Source organism: Flavobacterium sp. LK-23 (assembly GCF_058135255.1).
This window is the reverse complement of the sequence record NZ_JBYUVT010000001.1, coordinates 500,158-514,591: the sequence shown is the minus strand read 5'-3', so window position 1 is coordinate 514,591 and position 14,434 is coordinate 500,158. Positions and strand designations below refer to the sequence as shown.

Sequence of the window (14,434 nt, the reverse complement as noted above, 5' to 3'; positions counted from 1 at the left end):
TTTTACGTACTTTTACGTAAAAATTTGTTAAAATAAACGTTAACTATGAATAAAATTCAATTTTCAATCGATTGCAAATATTTTTTTGTGATTTTGGCCGTCTTATTTTCAAGTTATAGTATTGCACAACAAAAATATGTCATTGACAACAGTAACCATTTTTGGGAAAAAGTTCAATTTGGAGGTGGTTTAGGTCTTGGGTTTGGCTCAGGATACACTAATGTCTCTGTAATGCCAAGTGCCATTTACAATGTCAACGAAATTGTTGCCCTTGGAGTTGGATTGCAGTTTGGCTATTTATATCAAAAGAATTATTACGAATCATTTGTTTACGGCGGAAGTTTTATAACACTTGTAAACCCGATTCCGCAACTTCAATTATCTGCAGAATTGGAACAAGTTAAGGTCGATACCGACTACGATGAAAATTATTATCATCCCGGTTTTTCCGATTCTTATTGGAATACCGCATTATATCTAGGAGCAGGTTATAGAACAGGAAACGTGACAATTGGAGCGCGTTACGATGTTTTATACGATCCTAATAAAAGTCTTTACGGTTCAGGATTTATGCCTTTTGTGAGGGTGTATTTTTAAAGTACTTTATATAATAAAAAAGACCGATTCAATTTGAATCGGTCTTTTTTTATTTTGAAAACTTATGCTTCACTATTATTGTTCTACATAAATAGAATATACGCTCCTTGGGTCAGTAATTGGATCACCTGGATTACTACCTCCCACAATTGATCTTGCTTGTTTTGAGTCAAGTTCCATAATATTTGTTTTCTTAAATACTATTTTTTTTGGTTTGATTTTGTTCATAATCTTTTTCATAATGTTTTTGGGTTTTAAAATTGGGTTTAATATTTTAAATTGTTTGGTGAAATTATTCTAAAAATGATATTAAAAAAAACCGATGTACCTTATTTTTATAAAAATAGCCTGCCTTTTTATAAAAAAAATATATCTTCGGCATTAAATTAATTATTCCTATTTTTTTGAAAAAGAAACGAAAATGAATAGACTGTCTAGGTTGTACTGTTTACTTTTATTATTTTCTATTAATTTATTTTCTCAGAATAAAATAGAGGTCTATAAGGATTCTGTAAAAAGTTTGCTGTATACTAATCCTGTTAAAGCAAAATATTATTGCCATAAAATACTAAAATACGCTAAATCTAATAATTTGCTCGAAGAAGAAGCCAAATCTTCTTGTGTTTTAGCTGACTTAAGCGGTGCATTAATGCAAAAAGATAGTGCTTATTATTACTTTGATAAAGCAATCCAAAAGACGATTCAAATCGGTAATCAAAAACTCGAAATGGTCTTCAAGATCAATAAAGCAAACTTTTTATTCAACGAATTTGATTTTGAGGAAGCTTTAACTCTTTATGAGGAATGTTCGGAATTGTCTAAAAAACTGAAAGATGAAAATGCTTATGATTACATTTCGATAAAAAAAGGAAGTATTGCTTATGAATTGGAGCGATATCAGGACGCTTTAAATATCTACAAAGAAAACCTAAATAAAAAAGGCAGTAGTCCTGTAGGTCAATTAAACCTCAAATTGGGATTAGTAAAAACGTATATTAATCTAAACAAACCAGATTCAGCCTATATCTTTATAAAAAGTGGACTTAAGGAATCTCAAGAAAGTAGATTTAGAGAACATGAAGTTCATTTTTTGATTCAGTTAGGATTAATTTATATAGATAAAAAAAAATACTCAGAAGCTAAATCAACTTTTGATAAAGCATTGCTTATTGCGCAAAATATCCAAAGTAAAAATTTAATAATCGATACCAATATCAAGATATCAAGATTGTATTCTATCCAAAAAGAGTACGATAAAGCAATTTTGATCTTGGATTCATTAATAAAAAAGGAGGCTGCATCAAATATTCCGGTAGAGACTTTATCTGAAATCTATTATCTATTAGCAGAAAACTATAAATCAATTAAGAAATTTTCTGAATCAAACTACTACTATAGTCAATTTATTGAAAAATCGAAGAAAATTGGAGAAAAGAGAATTGAAGCTATTGATCATTTGCATAAAATTGACATCAACGAAATTAAAGAACGTGAAAATGAACAAAAAAAACAAAATTGGATTTTACTTGGTTTAATTCTTTTTTTGATTCTAGTATTTGTTAGATTTTTACTTAAAAGAAGAAAAGACAGCATACAAAATCAGATAAAATTTGAGGAGCTAATGTTTAAAATTAAAAAATTTGAACATCAAGCCCACATAAAAGTGGATGAACAAGAACAAAGTACAGATTTTTTAAGCGAAGAATTGGAAGATCATATGGTAGAGGATAAATTTGAATTAGAACAGGTTCAAAATCCAATTATGCCTATTATTACAGATCTTGATGATGAAATATTTATTGAAAAAAATAATCTTGAAGATAACAATACAGAAAGTGGAGAAGACGCAAACTCTCAATTTGTTATAAAAGATACAACAAGAATAGAAATTTTGGAGAAGCTTATTAAATTGGAAGAAAAAAAATTATTCTTAAAACAAGATTTTACATTGCATAATGTTGCAAAGAGATTAAAGACAAATACGGCCTATTTATCTAAAATAGTGAATAATGAATTAGGCAAGAATTTCAGCACTTATGTAACTGAATTGAGAATTAATTATATCATTCTTGAATTAAAGAATAATGCAAAGTTAAGATCCTATTCAATTAATGCCATAGCAGAAGAAATTGGATATAAAAGTCCTGAATCATTTACCAAATATTTTAAGATTGCAACCGGAATTAGCCCTTCTGTTTATATAAAAAAGATAAATCAAATGCTAGAAGATGAAAAGAAGTAATTCTTGCGCAAGTTGTTGATTTGTAAGCAATTAAATTTATATTTTGCCCCCTTATTTTATAAATATGGGGGCTTTTTGTTTTTTTGACAGGAAAAAAAGATTTTACTTTGTCTCAGAAATAATTCGAATATCGAAATGTTTCAATTGGGTTTAAAAAAGTGGTGAAAATAAGTAGCCACTTTTAAATCTAAAAAAATAAAACAGAGTGTGGAGACTCTGTTTTATAAGGTAATTTAAAAAAAAACGTAATACCTAGCAAGGTTGCCAGAAATTACTTCTGCAAAAGTAAAAAAAAATGTGCTTCATAATACATTTTTTTACAAATTCTAAAGTACTTGTACAAAGCATTTCTTGTTAGCTTTTGAAACAAAGGTTATGAAAACAAGTAATCAATCTGGTCCTAAAAGACTCAGCAAAAATTCAATTTTTAAAATTTATGACAACCAGGGCATAAGTAGTTCTAAGTCATTGTTTTATAAAATTTCAAAAAAAATTAAAGGTTTTTTCAAATAAATCAGCCAGGATATTTTTAGTGAAGCAATTATATGCTTTCGTGTTTTAGCTATAAATATCTATTGATTGTAATTGAGTAAGGTTGAAATAGTTTTAGGTACAGTGATGTTATTTTAATCGCTGATCACTAGATGCTTGAATTAATTAACTAATACAAAATAAAAAGAATTGAATGGTAGTACAGACTTTTTCCTGCCTGTATTATGTGAGATTCTTATTTATAAAAATTAATCGTTAAACAATTAAACAATAATCAAATGAAAAAAACAATTATTACCAACAAACTGGCTTTTAAAAAAGCAGATGTTACAGAATTAAATGAAAATTCAATGAATGAAATCATTGGAGGATCAACTATTTTAGGAGGAGACAATTGCACAGGATGCTGTTGTTTGCAAATAAGTATTATAATAATGCAAGATATGTAATCCAGACATTTTAGAATGAAAAAATTAACTCAAAACAACAAATTAGCTTTCAATAAAGCTATTGTTACTGAATTAAACGAAAATGAATTGCAAGATATCAATAGCGGCACAAATGATTTAATTATAAGTTTTATTATAACTGCCGGATATGGTACTTGGTTAATGGTTGTGTAAAAAGCAAATGAGCAATAGCATTACTATTAGTTTGTTAGTAACTAGACAATTGTACAGAATAAACAGGGTGTGGAGACTCTTTTTTATAAGGTAATTTAATAAAAAACGTAATCTTAAAAGTTTACTGGAAATTGCTTCTGCAGATGTAAAAAACATTTTCATTTCGTTTTTTACGCTTTCAAAAGCACTTCTTCTATCCAATACTTGATTACAAAAATAGAGTGTATGTCTAGGAATATATTTGCCTAAAGGGTTAATACTGTCTAAAAATCATACAGATCATTATGTTCTAAACTGCTAAAATTGGGCCGATTTCTCAGCTTAGATTTTAGTACGCGGCATCAGTATGTTCTAAAAAGAAATGGGACGTATTCAAATTTGGGCAATATGGACTCTGAATCTATTGCGTGCCATAATTCAAATGAAAGTAAATTATTAAAAAACAAATGATCATGAAAAAAAAAGACACAAGCAATAAACTTGCTTTTAATAAAACGGCTATTACAGAGCTTAATGAAAGTCAACTTCAAGAAATAAACGGAGGTACTGATTCACTCAGAAGTATTTCTATTACGATTTATGTTTTGACTTTACTTTAAAAATAATAACAACCTAATAATTAGAAAATGAAAAAACAAAATTCAAACAACAAGCTGATTTTTAATAAAACTGTCGTTGCAGAATTAAACGACACCCAGCTTCAAGATGTAAATGGCGGAAGCATCCTTTCATCTATACTTGTAATTGCTAGTATTGGACTAGGAATTCTAACTAGTCAAGCAGAGAATATCTAATAAATAAAATTATGAAAAAACAAAACTCAAACAACAAGCTTGCTTTCAATAAAGTAGCTGTTACAGAATTAAATGACAATCAATTAAACGAGATCAACGGCGGAACATCAATAGATGGTGGCGGAGATACTTGTACAGGATGTTGCTGTGTGCAGACTTTACTTGCAGTAGCTTAAAATTTTACTGTTTAATCTATTAGTTTTTTTAACAATTAACTGAAGATAAAAACAATCCTAAAAAAGGAGTAACCCAAAAATCCTTAAAAGAGTAGGGAACAAAAATTAAATATAAAATTATGAAAAAGCAAAACGCAAACAACAAGTTAGCTTTCAATAAAGCTAGTGTTATCGAATTGAATGACAGTCAAATGCAATCTGTAGAAGGAGGAACCGTGACAGTCTCTTCATATTATTGTGTAGCTGCCATTAGTGCATCTATTTATTGGTTAATGGCTGACTAATGGAAACAATGAGTTATAAAAGCAATCGGATAGTTTTGATTTTTTTATTAGCCGCTTTGACAAGTTATATTATTGTTAGAGATTTTAAGAAGAAGCAATATTCTAAAAAAAATGAAATCGAAAATAAAACTGCAAAACAAAGCGATCTGAAAAGTCATAAAATAGAGTAAGAATAAATTGCCGCTAAAAAACAACCAAATGGGTATAAAATAGCAGACCTATTTTTATAGTACTAACAGTATTTTAATACCGTATCGTATCCCATATTGTATTGCTTAGACGACAATTTATTGAGATCTTAAATTTTATATTAAAACAAACAAGGAGAAACCTGAAAAGCCTGAAAAGAGTAAGGATTGAATTTAAAGTTTAAAAAATTATGAAAACGCAAAACCAAAACAACAAGTTAGTTTTTAACAAATCTGTACTTACAGAATTAAATGATGATTTATTAAAGGAAGTAAACGGAGGAGGTAGTGTTCTAGAAAGTTTCTTGGCTTCAGTAGCGATCAGTTATGAAATCACTAAAGATTTATTTGCTGACAAGTAATAGATTAGAATCCACACGATAAGTTACAATGAATGACAAGGAGTAACCCGAAAATCCTTAAAAGAGTAGGGAATAAAAATTAAATAATAAAATTATGAAAAAGCAAAATGCAAACAACAAATTAGCTTTCAATAAAGCTAGTGTTATCGAATTAAATGACAACCAAATGTATTCAGTAGATGGAGGAACTTCTCCAGTAGCAACTTCTTCAGGATATTGTTCAGCAGTACTTGGTGGACTTGTTAGTGCAGGTATCGCTTGGTTAATGGCTGATTAGTATAAACAATGAGTTGTGAAAGTAATCAGATACTTTTGACTTTTTTATTAGCCTTTCTGACAAGTTATATTATTGTTAGAGATTTTAAGAAGAAGCAATATTCTAAAAAAAATGAAATCGAAAATAAAACTGCAAAACAAAGTAATCTGAAAAGCCATAAAAAAGAGTAAGGACTAAATTTAAAATTTAAAATTATGAAAACGCAAAACCAAAACAATAAGTTAGTTTTTAACAAATCTGTAATCACAGAATTAAATGATGATTTATTAAAGGAGGTAAACGGAGGAAGTAGTGTTCTAGAAAGTTTCCTAGCATCAGTAGCGATCAGCTATCAAATCACTAAAGATTTATTTGCTGATAAATAATAAATCAAAAAAACAAAACAGAAACAACATTATGATTTTTAATACGTCTGAACTTACAGTATTAAAAACTATTACTAATAAACCGAGATAGTTTAAGGGGTGTTTTTGTAAAGTTATTAGAGACTCAATTAAGGATAGCACAATTGATTCTTAAAAAAACTATCTGCATTAATTTGCAGGTAGTTTTTTTTTTATTGAGAATAAACTATAGATAATATTTTAATAGTTCAAAAAGGGCTGGTTTTATTGTAGCGTTATTGATTTTAAAAATCAGATAACGCTTTTTTTTGTCATTAAAAACCATGAGAACTAACTGAAAGCATAAAGACTCGTAAAAATGCAAATGATATTTTATTTATCTAAAAATCAACAATATAGATCGTATTTTTATATGCTTTTTTTATAAAAATAGGGATTCTTCACTTTTTTCTTCTTTAAATATTAGGTTCATTTGTCAAACAATTTAATACTAAAGAAATGAGCGATAATGAAATTTTTCCAAAAGAGATTTTAAACAGTACAGTTGAAAATCATATTATCAAGCATAATAAAAAAACGTCGCTTTTATTTGTGATTACTTTCTTAGCACTTTTAATTGCAGCGGTTTCTTTGCCTTTTATAGTTATAGATATTTATACGACAAGTAGAGGAAACATAATTCCGCAAGAAAAAAAACTGACACTATACTCACCCATAAGTGGTAAAATATCTTTTTTTAATGTTGATGAAAATCAAAAGATAAAAAAAGGCGATACTCTACTAATAATAGAACACAATATATTAAAAGAAAGAGAGAATCTGAACATTGTTCAAAGTTCTGAAAACTTACGTTACTTAAATGATTTGAAGAATTTGATCGATCGAAATTACAATCAAATACAATCCGATCAATATAAAAGAGAGCTTTTAAAACATCAGCAAGAATTATATAATCTAGATGTTATTATTAAAAACACCCAATCCGATTTTAATAGAAAAGAATACTTGTTTCAAAAAGAAGTTATTTCTAAATCCGAATTTGAAAAAGCACAACTGGATCTGGATAAGATTAAAAACGATCGAATCAATTTAATTAAACAAACCGAATTATCTTGGCAAAAAGAATATACACAGCTAAGTCAGAATAATAAAAGTATTCATTCGAATCAAAAACAGTTAAAAGAAGAAGAAAATAATTATATGATAATTGCCCCCATAGATGGCGAATTAATAAACATGCAGGGTTTTCATAAAGGCAGCGGAATTGCAGCAGGAAACCCAATTGTTGAGATTTCTCCCGATAGGGATATTATTGTAGAAACCTACGTTAATCCTTCAGAAATAGGGTTTTTAAAAGAAGGTGGAGACGCCATATATCAGGTTGATGCTTTTAATTCAAATCAATGGGGTTTTGCAAGGGGTAAAATTATCGAAATAAGTAAAGATATTTTAATCATCAATAATGCTCCTTATTACAAAATTAAGAGCAGTCTAGAAAAAGACACTTTGTCTCTAAAAAATGGGGCGACAGGAAACTTGAAAAAAGGGATGAGTTTAACAAGCCGTTTTTTTCTAACTAAAAGAACTGCATATCAGTTATTATTTGACAAAGTAGACGATTGGTTTAATCCTTATAACAACAAAAATGAGTAAAATTGCAATAAAACAACATGATTCTTCAGATTGCGGTGCTGCTTGTTTAGCTTCAATTTCAGAACATTACAATTTAAGTCTGCCTATTTCGAGAATTAGACAATATGCGAATACCAATCAAAAAGGAACAACATTATTAGGGTTAAGAGAAGCTTCAGTAAAATTAGGATTTCTAGCCAAAGGAGTAAAAGTTGAATTTGAAGGATTAAGAGATATTCCGTTACCTGCCATATTGCATGTATTAATTATAAAAGACGGGCATGAATTTCCTCATTATATAGTGGCTTATAAAGTTACCAGCAAATATGTCCTTACAATGGATCCTGCGGTAGGCAAATTGGAAAAAAAGTCATTTGCTGAATTACAAAAAATATTTACTGGGTATGCTTTAATCTTAGTTCCTGATGATGACATTTTTAAAGAGAAAAACGAGAAAATATCAAATTTCAGAAGGATATTATTTTTATTAAAACCGCATAAGTACATTTTACTGCAAGCTATTATTGGAGCCGTTTTATATACGCTTTTAGGTTTTTCGGTTTCAATTTATGTTGGTAAGATTACAGATTTTGTACTAGTCAGCGGGAATAAAAGCTTGTTGAATTTAATGAGTGTAATTGTAATTGGCTGTTTGTTGCTTCAAATTATATACAGTGTTCTAAAAGATGTATTTATTCTAAAAACAAGCCAGCAAATAGATTCAAGATTAATCTTGGGATATTACAAGCATCTTTTTACAATGCCTCAAAAGTTTTTTGACACCATGCGAATTGGTGAAATTATGTCAAGAATTGGAGATGCCGTAAAAATTCGAGCCTTAATAAATGAAACTGCTTTAAGCGTTTCTGTTAACATTCTAATTGTCATTTTTTCGTTCGTTTTTATGTTTACTTTTTATTGGAAATTAGCTTTAATTATTTCATTGATAATTCCGTTTTATGTTGCTATTTACTTCATAACAAACAAGCTAAATAAAAAAGTAGAACGCGAAATAATGGAGAAAAACGCGCTTTTAGAATCTCAATTGGTAGAGTCTATAAAAAATATAGGTACTGTTAAAAGATTATCGTTGGAAGATTTCTCTAAAATAAAAACAGAATTAAAATTTATTGATTTGCTTCAAAGCATTTATAAATCTGGATTGAATGGAATTTTTTCAAGAACATCTACAGATTTTGTTTCCAGATTATTCACTATAATCCTTTTATGGGTAGGAACTTATTATACAATTGATGGCGAAATTACACCAGGAGAATTGTTTTCGTTCTACTCTATTATTGGATATTTTACTGGTCCGGCAGCACAATTGATTGGGACTAATCAGGCAATTCAGAATGCAATGATTGCTTCAGACCGTTTGTTTGGAATTATGGATCTTGATCGTGAAGAAATGGAATCTAAAGTAAATCTAACCGCACATAATTTTGATGATATCAAATTTAAAAACATCGATTTCTCTTATGAATTAGGAAGATACATTTTTAAAGATTTGAATTTAACAATCAAGAAAGGTCAATTTACAGCTTTGGTTGGAGAAAGCGGAAGCGGAAAAAGTACAATTGCCTCATTAATTCAAAATATTTATGCTCCAAAAGAAGGTAAAATATTAATTGGGGAATATGATCTGAATTATATCTCTAAACAAAGTATCAATTCATTAATTACCACAGTGCCTCAAAATGTAGAGCTTTTTGATGGGACCATTGCTTTTAACATTGCAATCGGACAATCCAATCCAGACATGGAAAAAATAATTAATGTGAGTAAAAAAGTGGGAGCTTATGATTTTATTGAGGCTTTACCAAATGGATTTAATACTTATTTAGGCGAGTTTGGAGCTAATTTGTCAGGAGGAGAAAGACAAAGAATCGCTTTTGCAAGAGCACTCTATAAAGATCCAGAAGTGCTTATTCTTGATGAAGCTACTTCAGCTCTTGATTCGGAATCAGAGTTGGTAATAAAAAATCTGGTAGAAGATTTAAGAGCACAGGGAAAAACAATAATTGTAATTGCGCACAAGCTGCAGTCGATAAAAAAAGCAGATGTTATTTATGCCTTTAAAAAAGGTGAAATCATTGAGGCAGGTTCTCATGAAGAGTTGCTAAATAAAAAAGAATACTATTATAAAATGTGGAACAATATAATTGTTGAATAAGGAAAATTTAAAAAAATGAAAAATTACTCTTTTACAAAAACAGCTATTGTAAGAACTCCAATTGAAGAAAAACAATTGGATATTACTTGGGAGAAGATTTTAGAAATCTTCTCAAAAAAAGAAAACAGAGAAGCATTATTTATTGGCTCGCCAAACATCTACAAAGCACTTTTATCTTGGGAAAAAGGAGAAGCTTTTCAGACTGAAGATGACTTGAAAAACTTAAAGGGATCTTTGTATAAATATGTTTCCCGTTTGTCAAACAGAAGTACGCCTTTTGGAATGTTTGCTACTGTGTCAGCTGTAGATGTGAACTCGGAAACTGACTTGAATGTTAAGGAGAGCGTTTTTGGCAGGTTTACTAAATTTGATATGTATTTCTTAGGGAGCTTTTTGCCTGTAATCTTGCAAAATGATGCTATACAAAAGGTTTTAAAATACCATAGTAACAACTCAATTTACACCGTTTTTGATAAATATAGGTATGTAGAATACTATTTTAAAGATAATGTTCGATTTCATAAAATTTCTGAAGTAGAAATCAGTGAATATCTGGAAGAAATATTCACGAAAGCTAAAAACGGAGTTTTGTTAAGTGAATTGGTAAATAATTTAGTTTCTGATGAAATCACGGAAAATGAGGCCAAAGAATTTATCAATACTCTTATACAAAGTCAATTTATCGTAAGTGAACTTGAGTTTACCATAACGGGAGAAGATTATCTGGATAAATTAGTAAAAGTATTTTCGGAAAAACGATTTGATTTTTATGAAGCACAGGTTATCAAAGAATTAATTACTAATCTAAAAACAAAAATTAATACCCTTGATGAAAATAATACTAATGATCCTGTTTTATATACTGAAATTCATGAATTAGTAAATGAGGAACTAAACCATGTTGATGTTTCAAAATTATTTCAGGTTGATAGTTTTAGAAAGATAGAGAATGGTTCTATTAGTTTTAAAACTTTAAAAAAACTACGTCCTGCACTAACAGTTCTAAATAAATTGCAGTCAAAATACAACAATGCCAATTTGAATGATTTTAAGAAAAAATTTCAAGAACGTTTTGAAGAATATGAACAGCCATTGGTAAGCGTTCTAGATCCGGACATTGGTATTGGTTATGGAAGACAGTCTGGAGCAAAATCTCCTTTGGTTGACGAATTGCTAATCAACACCGAACAGTCTGATGTGAATCAGATTTCAATGGACACAAAAAAGGCGTTTATATTCAAAAAATTGATTCAGGCTACAAAAAATAACCTTCAGTCTATCGAAATTACAGATGACGAAGTCAATAAATTTGAAGAAAATGAATCTTTATACCCAGATACTTTTTCAGCATTTGTAAATGTTTTTCATGAAGATGGAGTTGAAAAAATCAATTTAAAAACAGCTAGTGGTCCATCTGCAAACGGATTAATAGGAAGATTTAGCCATTTAGATACCAAAATTTTAGATTTATGCAATGAAGTAACTGCAATTGAAAATCAACTGCAACCAGACAAAATTATTGCCGAAATAGTACACTTGCCTCAGGCGAGAACAGGAAATATCTTATACAGAAATTTTCAAAGAGAATATGAAATTCCGTATTTAGGAAATGCATCTGTAGAAAAAGAGAATCAAATTATGATTGAAGATCTTTATGTTTCAGTTAAAGGAGGAAAAATCGTTTTGCGCTCTAAAAAGCTCAATAAAGAAATTATTCCAAGACTAAGTAATGCACATAACTATAGTGCAAATGCATTGCCAATCTATCATTTTCTTTGTGATCTTCAAAATCAAAACTCTTTTGGATTTGGATTTAGTTGGGGGGCACTTCAAAATCAGTTTGATTTTTTACCACGATTAACTTATAAAGATGCGGTTTTAAGCAGAGCTACCTGGAACATCAGTAAAACTGAAATTGAAAGTATTCTGGCAGTTAGTGAATCAAAAAACATTGAATTTATTCGAAATTTCGTAGCACAGAGAAACATTCCGGATCTTGTATATTTTACTCAGGGAGATAATGAAGTGTTGATTAATTTCAAAAATGATTTGAGCTGTAATGTTTTTTACTTTATGCTCAAAGGTGAAAAATTCGTTCAATTAAAAGAGTTTTTCTTCGCTGAAGATACTATAACAGGCACTTATTGTAATGAAATAATTTTTACCGCGCATAAAAATATCGATCAAAAACAAGAAGCTGACACCACAATTCAGTTTGTATCGAAAGAGTCTAAGTCAAATGTTATTCCTTCATTTTCAATAGGAGAAAAATGGCTTTACTATAAGTTTTACTGCGGAGAAAGAGCAGGAGAAGAGGTTCTAAATAGAGCGATAAACCCAATTGTCGAAGAATTAAAGTCAAATGATTTAATCGATAAATGGTTTTTTATTCGTTATCATGATACTCAGGGACATCATATCAGATTCCGTGTTTTGTTAAAAAAGACAGATTCTTTTACAGATTGTATTCAAATCGTTAAAAAGCATATCGAGCCTCTTGAAAAAATGAAAATAATCTGGAAAACACAAACAGATAATTATCTTAGAGAGTTGCAGAGATATGGTTATGAGGTTATCGAAGAAACTGAAACCTTGTTTCATAATGATAGCGAGTGTACTTTGCAGTTTACTGATATGATTGAAGGAGATTCGGGAGAAAAAGTAAGATGGCTGTTCTCCTTATTGTCTATTGATCACTTTTTAGATGATTTCAATATTGGCCTTGAAAGTAAAGTCAAATTGTTTAATGTGGCCAAAACCAGTTTTGGAAAAGAATTTAATCGTTCAGGAAAACTTAATAAACAGATTAATGAAATGTTTGTAACTCATGAATCTGAAATTGAAGCTTTCTTAGACAGAAACAATATCGATGAAATGTATGAGCCATTAAATCAAATTCTTAAACAGCGTTCAGACAAAAATGTCGATGCTATCGCTACAATAAAAAGAAGTAGCGAAGACCAACGTCTTCCTACACTGCTTTTTAATATCATGTTAAGTTATGTCCACATGATTTGTAATCGAATTTTTATAACCAAACAAAGAGCACACGAAATGGTTGTTTATGATTATTTGTATAAATATTACAGTAAAAAATTGCACGCAAGTAAAACACTTAAAGAAAAAGCAGAATTAATAAATTAAAATTATGAGAGCATTAGCAGTAGTAACTTCTTCTTTATTTGATAAAATCGAAGACAGTCAAAAACATTTAATCGAAATTGATAACTTAAAAATTCCTATTGCTTTCATTGAAGGAACTCCTCCTAATTTTGAAGCTGATTCTGATAAATACGCGAATTTTGTTTTAGTAAAAAAATCAAGTTTCTCTTTAAATTATAGAGATTTAGGCGTAATTGAAGGCGCATGGAAAAAATTGAATGCTGAAAAAGAGGATACTTTTTACGCCATTGGATCTGATTTTTCAGGACACGTGGCAGCTATTGGTAAAAATGTAACCACATTAGCAGTAGGTGATTTAGTGATGGGTAATTGCTTTTATCCTGAATCTGAAAATGGAACTATCCCAGGAATTCCCTCTAATCATTCTAGTAAAGAATATGAAATATATCATTGGGGAAAACTAATCAAAGTACCAGATTATATTTCCAGTGTCGAAGCTGGAGCGATGAGTATCGGAATTCAAACGGCTACGGCAATGATTAGAAAAGCCAATATCAAAAAAGGAGATAATGTATTGGTAACATCAATTACATCTAATACTTCTTTCTTTTTCCTAAATGCGCTTTGGAATCTGGATTGCAATGTTTACGGATTATCTTATTCAGGGAAAAATACAGAAATAGTGCGTGAGCATTTTACTTTTATTAAAGATGTTTTTGGGATAAAGGAAAATAAAATACCCGAAAAAATATTTTTTGATGTCGTTTTGGATGCCTTTTCAGACACATATTTGCCTATTTTGTCTTCAAAATTAAATTTGCATGCACGATACGTGACTTGTGGCATTTTTAATCAGTCATCAGATAAAATAACAAATGTAAAACCAATAAATTTACCTTTATTGATTGCCAATTTAATGATTCGTAATGTGAGTTTTATTGGCAATTGTTTGGGAACAACGGAGGATTTGCTGACAGGTATTGAAACCTATAAAACACATAAAATAAAGATTGATTCTATTTTTACAGATGGCGATACTTTGGCTGAGTTTATCAATAAAACCTATAATTTAGGATCTGATAAATTCGGGAAGGTTGTTTATCAATATACTTAATTCGGGGGAA

At 29.5% G+C, this 14,434-nt stretch carries 16 protein-coding genes; 15 read left to right on the top strand and 1 reads right to left on the bottom strand.

The features are described 5' to 3' along the window. The first annotated feature begins 45 nt into the window (after positions 1 to 45). The gene (locus AC3Y25_RS02180; RefSeq protein ID WP_379794922.1) at positions 46 to 597 is read left to right on the top strand and encodes a hypothetical protein; all 552 of its coding nucleotides are present in this window, start codon (positions 46 to 48) and stop codon (positions 595 to 597) included. A 75-nt stretch (positions 598 to 672) separates the two neighbouring features. Here AC3Y25_RS02180 and AC3Y25_RS02175 read toward each other — a convergent pair whose 3' ends face one another. Beyond that, positions 673 to 837 (bottom strand): hypothetical protein, encoded by a 165-nt coding sequence (locus AC3Y25_RS02175; protein WP_427871638.1) that lies wholly within the window; start codon positions 835 to 837, stop codon positions 673 to 675. Positions 838 to 1,411: 574 nt separating this feature from the next. Here AC3Y25_RS02175 and AC3Y25_RS02170 point away from each other — a divergent pair. The 14 genes from AC3Y25_RS02170 to AC3Y25_RS02105 all read left to right on the top strand — a co-directional run bounded on the left by AC3Y25_RS02170 (position 1,412) and on the right by AC3Y25_RS02105 (position 14,424). After that, positions 1,412 to 2,839: a helix-turn-helix domain-containing protein gene (locus AC3Y25_RS02170; protein ID WP_489901587.1), complete on the top strand. Its 1,428-nt coding sequence runs from the start codon at positions 1,412 to 1,414 to the stop codon at positions 2,837 to 2,839. Positions 2,840 to 3,609: 770 nt separating this feature from the next. Further along, a complete protein-coding gene (locus AC3Y25_RS02165) occupies positions 3,610 to 3,780 on the top strand; it encodes a class I lanthipeptide (protein WP_489901586.1) in 171 nt (56 codons plus the stop codon). Positions 3,781 to 3,795: 15 nt separating this feature from the next. Then, a complete protein-coding gene (locus AC3Y25_RS02160; protein WP_427871642.1) occupies positions 3,796 to 3,954 on the top strand; it encodes a class I lanthipeptide in 159 nt (52 codons plus the stop codon). A gap of 452 nt (positions 3,955 to 4,406) precedes the next feature. Continuing rightward, positions 4,407 to 4,553 carry a class I lanthipeptide gene (locus tag AC3Y25_RS02155; RefSeq protein WP_427871643.1) on the top strand — a complete coding sequence of 49 codons (147 nt, stop codon included), beginning with the start codon at positions 4,407 to 4,409 and terminating at the stop codon, positions 4,551 to 4,553. A gap of 27 nt (positions 4,554 to 4,580) precedes the next feature. Further along, positions 4,581 to 4,748, top strand: coding sequence for a class I lanthipeptide (locus tag AC3Y25_RS02150; RefSeq protein WP_427871644.1), 168 nt, complete (start codon positions 4,581 to 4,583; stop codon positions 4,746 to 4,748). A gap of 11 nt (positions 4,749 to 4,759) precedes the next feature. Further along, complete coding sequence (locus tag AC3Y25_RS02145; RefSeq protein WP_489901585.1) at positions 4,760 to 4,924, top strand: class I lanthipeptide; 165 nt, start codon at positions 4,760 to 4,762, stop codon at positions 4,922 to 4,924. Positions 4,925 to 5,043: 119 nt separating this feature from the next. Next, positions 5,044 to 5,208, top strand: coding sequence for a class I lanthipeptide (locus tag AC3Y25_RS02140; protein WP_427871648.1), 165 nt, complete (start codon positions 5,044 to 5,046; stop codon positions 5,206 to 5,208). Between the two features lie 379 nt (positions 5,209 to 5,587). Next, positions 5,588 to 5,758 carry a class I lanthipeptide gene (locus tag AC3Y25_RS02135; RefSeq protein WP_427871649.1) on the top strand — a complete coding sequence of 57 codons (171 nt, stop codon included), beginning with the start codon at positions 5,588 to 5,590 and terminating at the stop codon, positions 5,756 to 5,758. Between the two features lie 94 nt (positions 5,759 to 5,852). Next, complete coding sequence (locus AC3Y25_RS02130) at positions 5,853 to 6,035, top strand: class I lanthipeptide (protein ID WP_427871651.1); 183 nt, start codon at positions 5,853 to 5,855, stop codon at positions 6,033 to 6,035. 194 nt (positions 6,036 to 6,229) lie between these two features. Next, a complete protein-coding gene (locus AC3Y25_RS02125) occupies positions 6,230 to 6,400 on the top strand; it encodes a class I lanthipeptide (RefSeq protein ID WP_489901584.1) in 171 nt (56 codons plus the stop codon). 477 nt (positions 6,401 to 6,877) lie between these two features. Then, positions 6,878 to 8,032, top strand: coding sequence for an HlyD family secretion protein (locus AC3Y25_RS02120; protein WP_489901583.1), 1,155 nt, complete (start codon positions 6,878 to 6,880; stop codon positions 8,030 to 8,032). Next, entirely contained in the window at positions 8,025 to 10,187 is a 2,163-nt protein-coding gene (locus AC3Y25_RS02115) for a peptidase domain-containing ABC transporter (RefSeq protein ID WP_489901582.1), read from the top strand. Before AC3Y25_RS02120 ends, AC3Y25_RS02115 begins: the two co-directional genes overlap by 8 nt. A gap of 15 nt (positions 10,188 to 10,202) precedes the next feature. Continuing rightward, positions 10,203 to 13,331, top strand: coding sequence for a lantibiotic dehydratase (locus AC3Y25_RS02110; protein WP_489901581.1), 3,129 nt, complete (start codon positions 10,203 to 10,205; stop codon positions 13,329 to 13,331). A 4-nt stretch (positions 13,332 to 13,335) separates the two neighbouring features. After that, positions 13,336 to 14,424 carry an alcohol dehydrogenase catalytic domain-containing protein gene (locus tag AC3Y25_RS02105; RefSeq protein ID WP_489901580.1) on the top strand — a complete coding sequence of 363 codons (1,089 nt, stop codon included), beginning with the start codon at positions 13,336 to 13,338 and terminating at the stop codon, positions 14,422 to 14,424. The last annotated feature ends 10 nt before the right edge of the window (positions 14,425 to 14,434 follow it).